Below are 5,375 nucleotides of genomic sequence, written 5' to 3' on the forward strand. Positions count from 1 at the left end.
GCTTTAGAGTCAACACGTTGTGTAACACCAAGGTACTCGCCGCTAAGGTTATAAAAAGCGGTTTTTCTAACGCCATCAACGGTGAAAGTTGCTTTCTGGCAATTTTTGGTTACTGTCCAGTTTACGTCTTTTGCATCAGCAAAGTCAACTGTGAAACCATGTAAGGCTACGTAAGAAACGTTTGTGCCTCCATCTACTCTTTTACCACCATCGGCAGCAAATACATTAACACTTAATAAAGCGGCAATTGCGGTTGTTAAAAATATCTTTTTCATGTATGTTTAAATTTTAAATCCATAACAAAAGTATAGGAATGTTATCAACTTGGCAAATAAAATTTAATTTTTATGAATATTTGATAATAACAGTCAAATTGACGTATAAAATTTAGATTTTCGCAAATCACTTAGTGTATATTTTACAATATCTTAAACAAAAAAGAACATGAAAAATCGGTTTAGCAAATCAAAAACCGATTTATTCACCTGCTGTTACCATCAAATTAACCATTATCGGCAAATCCGGGGTATAAAGTCATACCGCCATCCATAAAAATGGTTGCTCCGGTAATGTAATCAGCCTCATCTGATGCCAGCCAGGCGGCCAGTTTACCAATATCATCTGGTTTACCTATCCTGTTATAAGGTATCAGGGTGAGTAGTTTATCTAAAGCTTCGGGCGTTTCCCAGGCAGATTTATTGATCGGGGTTTGAATGGCGCCCGGCCCGATGCCAACAACCCTGATTTTATGAGGAGCCAGTTCCTGGGCTATACTTTTCATGAACATGCTGATGCCTCCCTTGCTTGCCGCGTAATTAACGTGCCCGGCCCAGGGAATTACTTCATGCACACTGCTCATACAAATGATCTTCCCGGCGGCCCTGCTCCTGTCTTCCACTACTCCCCTGCGGATGAACTCCCTGGCAGCCTCGCGCGAGCATAAAAACTGCCCGGTTAAATTAATGCTGATCACTTTATTCCAGTCGTCTAAAGTCATATCTACAAATTTGGCATCCTTTTGCAACCCGGCGTTATTTACCAGGATATCAATAGTGCCATAATGCTCAAACATTTGCGCAAACATGGCTTTTACTTCTTCTTCATGGCTTACATCAGCCCGAACAGCAAAGGCTTCACCGCCCGCGGCTTTTATTTGGCTTACTACTTGTTCGGCAGCATCATGATTATGAGCGTAATTGATTAACACCTTAGCGCCGGCAGCAGCCAGAGCTATGGCAACGCCCTTACCTATTCCGCTATCAGAACCGGTTATTAACGCCGCCTGGTTTTTTAATGATGGAGTATGGTTCATTTAACAACAGTTTTAATTGTTTAATATAACCAATGAAATTTGCAGAATAATGTTTTAAGACGATTAAGTGATTAGGAAGGATTCTTTATCTGAACCGGAATTTGTTGAATTTAGGAATTTACAGAATTTGCCTTTGAAGTTAAAATTCTATTAATTCAATGAATTCGACAAATTCCGGTTCAGAAATTTAGCAAGAAATCCCGCCTAATCCTGTAATTGTGTTATAAGATCCAGGAACATAAACAATGCTTTCTTCTTATCCTCGGTTAAATCAAAATCTATCTTCACCATCAGGTAATCCATAATATCAAAATCATCACGCATGGCGATTTCTTTGAATAGTTCATGACGATGGTCGAGGCCGTATTTGAGGGCGGCGTTAAACTCATCCATAAATTCCTGCGGGATGGGTTTGTTGGCTATCCAGCCGGCAAACATAAATGGAAGGCCTGTAAATTTTTGCCACTCTTCGGCAAGGTCATATGCGTATTTATACTTTTCTTTTTTACCAAAAGTGCGGTCGCCTATTTGAACAAAAGCGGTATTGGCTTCGGTTGATAAACCATAGCAGGGTGTATCATTAATCAATTCCGGGTTAATCTTCCAAAAGTTTTTGAGCAGCACAAGGGCCAGGTTATTTGATGATCGCGATTCAGGATCAAGCTGCAGATATTTGATATCCTCAACAGCACAATTACTAAAAATAAAAACCGAGTTTACAGCGCCTACAGCACCGATACAATAATTGGATACTATTTCCCATTGCGGCAGATTTAAGGTAGCTGCTACAGGGATGAGGCCGATATCCACTACATCATCTATGAGTTTTTGGGCACAGACTGACGGCATGTCCAGACTTAGTTCTATTTTATCTATGAATCCTGTTTGTTGTAAACCGTATATAAAGGGCTTGGTATTGGTATAGCTAACTGCTGATATTCTGATCTTTTTCACAAGAAACGCTTTCAGGAATGTTTTAAATGTTCGGCATTATTAAAATCGATGATCGCGAACTTGCTGCCATCATAAGCAACTTTGTACAGCACCAGGTTTTGGTGAGGGAAGCAATCCATTTCGGTTAATGGCTTGCCGGTTAAAATACAAAGCAATAGACGCATGGCACGACCATGCATGCAAATCAGTACCGTTTTTTCTTCGAGGTGACTCATGATAAGCTGCATAGCTTCCCGCTGGCGTACCGCTACCTCATTGGGGCTTTCCCCGCCTTCAAACTTACTGTCTAAACGGCCATCCATCCAATCGCGCATGATCTGTAAAAATACCGATCGGTTTTCGATAGTACTTGGCTGCCCTTCATGGATACCCCAGGCCAGCTCATCTAAACCGGGTAGCTTTTCGTATGGGATACCAAGGTCGATAAAGGATTGAACGCTTTGCTGGGTACGCTTCAACGCTGATATATAGATCTTATCAAAAGCAACATCTTTATAAGCCTCGTAAAACTGACGGGCTTGTTTGCGCCCCTCATCATTCAAATCGGTGTTCATACCACGGCCCTGTACAATTCCTTGCCGGTTAAGCTCTGTTTGGCCGTGACGTACTATATATAAAGTTTTTTCTATCATTCTTTTTTTAAGCTAAAAGCTTAAGGCCTAAAGCAAAAAGCCCTTTTCTAATCAATTGAAGCTTTTTGCCTTCTGCTTTCTGCTTTGGGCCTTCGGCTTTCAGCTTTTACCTAATTAATTACCGGCAGTTTGTAGTATTGTGGCTTGGGCTGAGTTTCCGGGAATTCAAAATCCTTGTAATCGGTAACTACATTATAAAGCGTATCGCGCTCAATCGGGTGCCTGCCTACATTTTTTATCAGCTCCACCAATTGTTTGGTGCTCATGCCGGGGTGCTGCTCTTCGGCGCCTGCCATCGAGTAAATCTTTGTAGTATCATCAAGGGTACCATCAATATCATCAACTCCAAAATTAAGAGAAAGCTGCGCAGTAGTGCGACTGATCATTGCCCAATAAGCTTTAATATGATCAAAATTATCCAGGTAGATGCGGGCTATGGCATAATTTCGCAGATCCTCAATTACGCTCGATTCGGGTACGTGCGACATCTGGTTATCCTGGTTGCGGAATTTTAAAGGGATAAACGTTTGGAAACCGCCTGTTTTATCCTGTAGTTGCCGTAACTGTTCCATATGGTCAACACGGTGATGGAATTTCTCGATATGACCATACAGCATGGTAGCATTTGAGCGCCCTCCCAGTTTATGCCATTCTTCATGGATTGCCAGCCACTGATCGCCGGTACATTTATCTTTCGAAATCAGTTCACGAACTTCCGGGTGAAAGATCTCGGCGCCGCCGCCCGGTATCGAACCTAAGCCTGCCTCATGCATCAGGCGCATGCCTGTTGCATAGTCTATTTTAGCTTTCTTAAATATATAATGGTATTCAACAGGTGTCAGCGCTTTAATATGCAGCCCGGGACGATGATCCCTGATTCTGTTAAAAAGTTCCTGGTAAAAAGGCACATCGTATTGCGGCAATACACCGCCAACAATATGAACTTCGGTTACCGGTTCATCATCGTATTTGGTAACCATGTTAAACATCTCGTCCATGGTATACTCCCAGCCTTCTGCTTTTTGTTTCAGCAGGCGCGAGTATGAACAAAATTTACAATCGTAAACACAAAGATTGGTAGGCTCGATATGGAAATTACGATTGAAATAAGTTTTATCGCCATGGCGTTTTTCGCGGATGTAGTTGGCCAAAACGCCCAGGTAACCCAGGTCGCCCTGTTCATATAATGTAACACCTTCATCAAAGGTTATCCGTTCGCTGCGTTGTACTTTCCCGGCAATGTGCTTTAAATCAGCAGGCAGATCCGGATTTTGTAATAATAACTGTAAATTATTTTCAGCCTCCATTAAAAAAACTTTGTACAAATGTACTAAAAAAGCAGAAAGCTCAAGGCGGAAAGCTTAAAGCGCAAGTCATTCTTGACAATCAGATTATGAGCGGAAAGAAGCCTAAGACAGATAGCCCTATTTCAAAAAGCTTTATGCCTTGAGCTTTTGGCTTTTAGCTTACAAGGCTGTTATCGTTGTAATGGTAACTCCGTTAAAACAATCGTCCTGGCAACCATGAGGCACATAGCCACAGTTTGATATTAAACCATTGTTTTTTGCCTCAAATATAATGTCGTTGCTTTTGGCATCAACTTTAAGCCATTCGGTGCGGGCTTTTAAGTATATGCCATCAATGGTAAGGGCGATGCCGGCATCATTAGGATGTGTATTTATGGTAGCGGCATCTTCATGCCAGGTTTTAACTGTGTCAGCTTTGTTGGTACCATCATTGCGTGATTGTATCCGGATGTAATCGCGCGATACAACTTTACCATTACTAACGCCTGTTTTGATGCTAACACCAAAACCTGTCCACGAGCCAAAACTTGTTGTGTACGAATAGGAATTTTTTGCGTTGCTTTTAAAGCTTAACCACGCTTTATAGCTGGTATCATATTCGCTTTGTTTGGCAATGTTTTCTTTTTGACAGCTGGAGGCTGATAGTACAATGATAATGGTAAGCAGGTACAGGTTTTTCATAGGTGTTTTTTAATAATTACGTGATATTTACGCCTATCGCTACAGCAAATCACAAATAATCTTATTTACTTTGATTTATAACATATACAAAATGAAAACTGAAACTATAGCCATACACGCGGGTAACCATATTGACGGATCATCAAGAGCTGTGATACAGCCTATTGTTATGTCTACCACATTTGAGCGTGGTATTGATGGCGATTTTCCGGGAGGGCATATCTATAGCCGGTCATCAAACCCCAACCGCTCGTTACTGGAGAATGTGATAGCCCAATTAGAAGGTGGTGTTGATGCTGCTTCATTTTCATCAGGCAATGCCGCTGGCATGGCCGTATTTCAATCACTTAAACCGGGTACCCATATTATTTGTCCCGATGATATGTATCACGGCCTGCGCAACCAGCTTAAAAACCTGTTTGCCGGTATATTAACTTTCGATTTTATTGATGTTAACGATAGTGAAGTATTATTGCAGCACATTAAGCC

Annotated in this window: 7 protein-coding genes; 1 reads left to right on the top strand and 6 read right to left on the bottom strand. The window is 41.5% G+C overall.

The annotated features are described in order from the left end of the window. The 6 genes from AC1DPZ_RS21150 to AC1DPZ_RS21175 all read right to left on the bottom strand — a co-directional run. The coding region (locus AC1DPZ_RS21150) for a hypothetical protein (RefSeq protein WP_477407148.1) at positions 1-275 on the bottom strand (275 nt) is incomplete at its 3' end. 227 nt (positions 276-502) lie between these two features. Next, positions 503-1,312, bottom strand: a complete 810-nt coding sequence (locus tag AC1DPZ_RS21155; RefSeq protein ID WP_477407150.1) for an SDR family oxidoreductase — start codon at positions 1,310-1,312, stop codon at positions 503-505. A gap of 204 nt (positions 1,313-1,516) precedes the next feature. Continuing rightward, the gene (locus tag AC1DPZ_RS21160) at positions 1,517-2,266 is read right to left on the bottom strand and encodes a menaquinone biosynthetic enzyme MqnA/MqnD family protein (RefSeq protein WP_477407152.1); all 750 of its coding nucleotides are present in this window, start codon (positions 2,264-2,266) and stop codon (positions 1,517-1,519) included. An 11-nt stretch (positions 2,267-2,277) separates the two neighbouring features. Continuing rightward, positions 2,278-2,898 (bottom strand): histidine phosphatase family protein, encoded by a 621-nt coding sequence (locus tag AC1DPZ_RS21165; protein ID WP_477407154.1) that lies wholly within the window; start codon positions 2,896-2,898, stop codon positions 2,278-2,280. A gap of 110 nt (positions 2,899-3,008) precedes the next feature. Next, complete coding sequence (gene mqnE, locus AC1DPZ_RS21170) at positions 3,009-4,205, bottom strand: aminofutalosine synthase MqnE (RefSeq protein ID WP_477407156.1); 1,197 nt, start codon at positions 4,203-4,205, stop codon at positions 3,009-3,011. 159 nt (positions 4,206-4,364) lie between these two features. After that, positions 4,365-4,886 (bottom strand): hypothetical protein, encoded by a 522-nt coding sequence (locus tag AC1DPZ_RS21175; protein WP_477407158.1) that lies wholly within the window; start codon positions 4,884-4,886, stop codon positions 4,365-4,367. A 91-nt stretch (positions 4,887-4,977) separates the two neighbouring features. On the opposite strand from AC1DPZ_RS21175, the gene AC1DPZ_RS21180 reads away from it, so the two are divergent. Continuing rightward, the coding region (locus tag AC1DPZ_RS21180; protein ID WP_477407160.1) for a PLP-dependent transferase at positions 4,978-5,375 on the top strand (398 nt) is incomplete at its 3' end.

The sequence above is a fragment of the Mucilaginibacter sp. P4_G9 genome, from assembly GCF_056400985.1.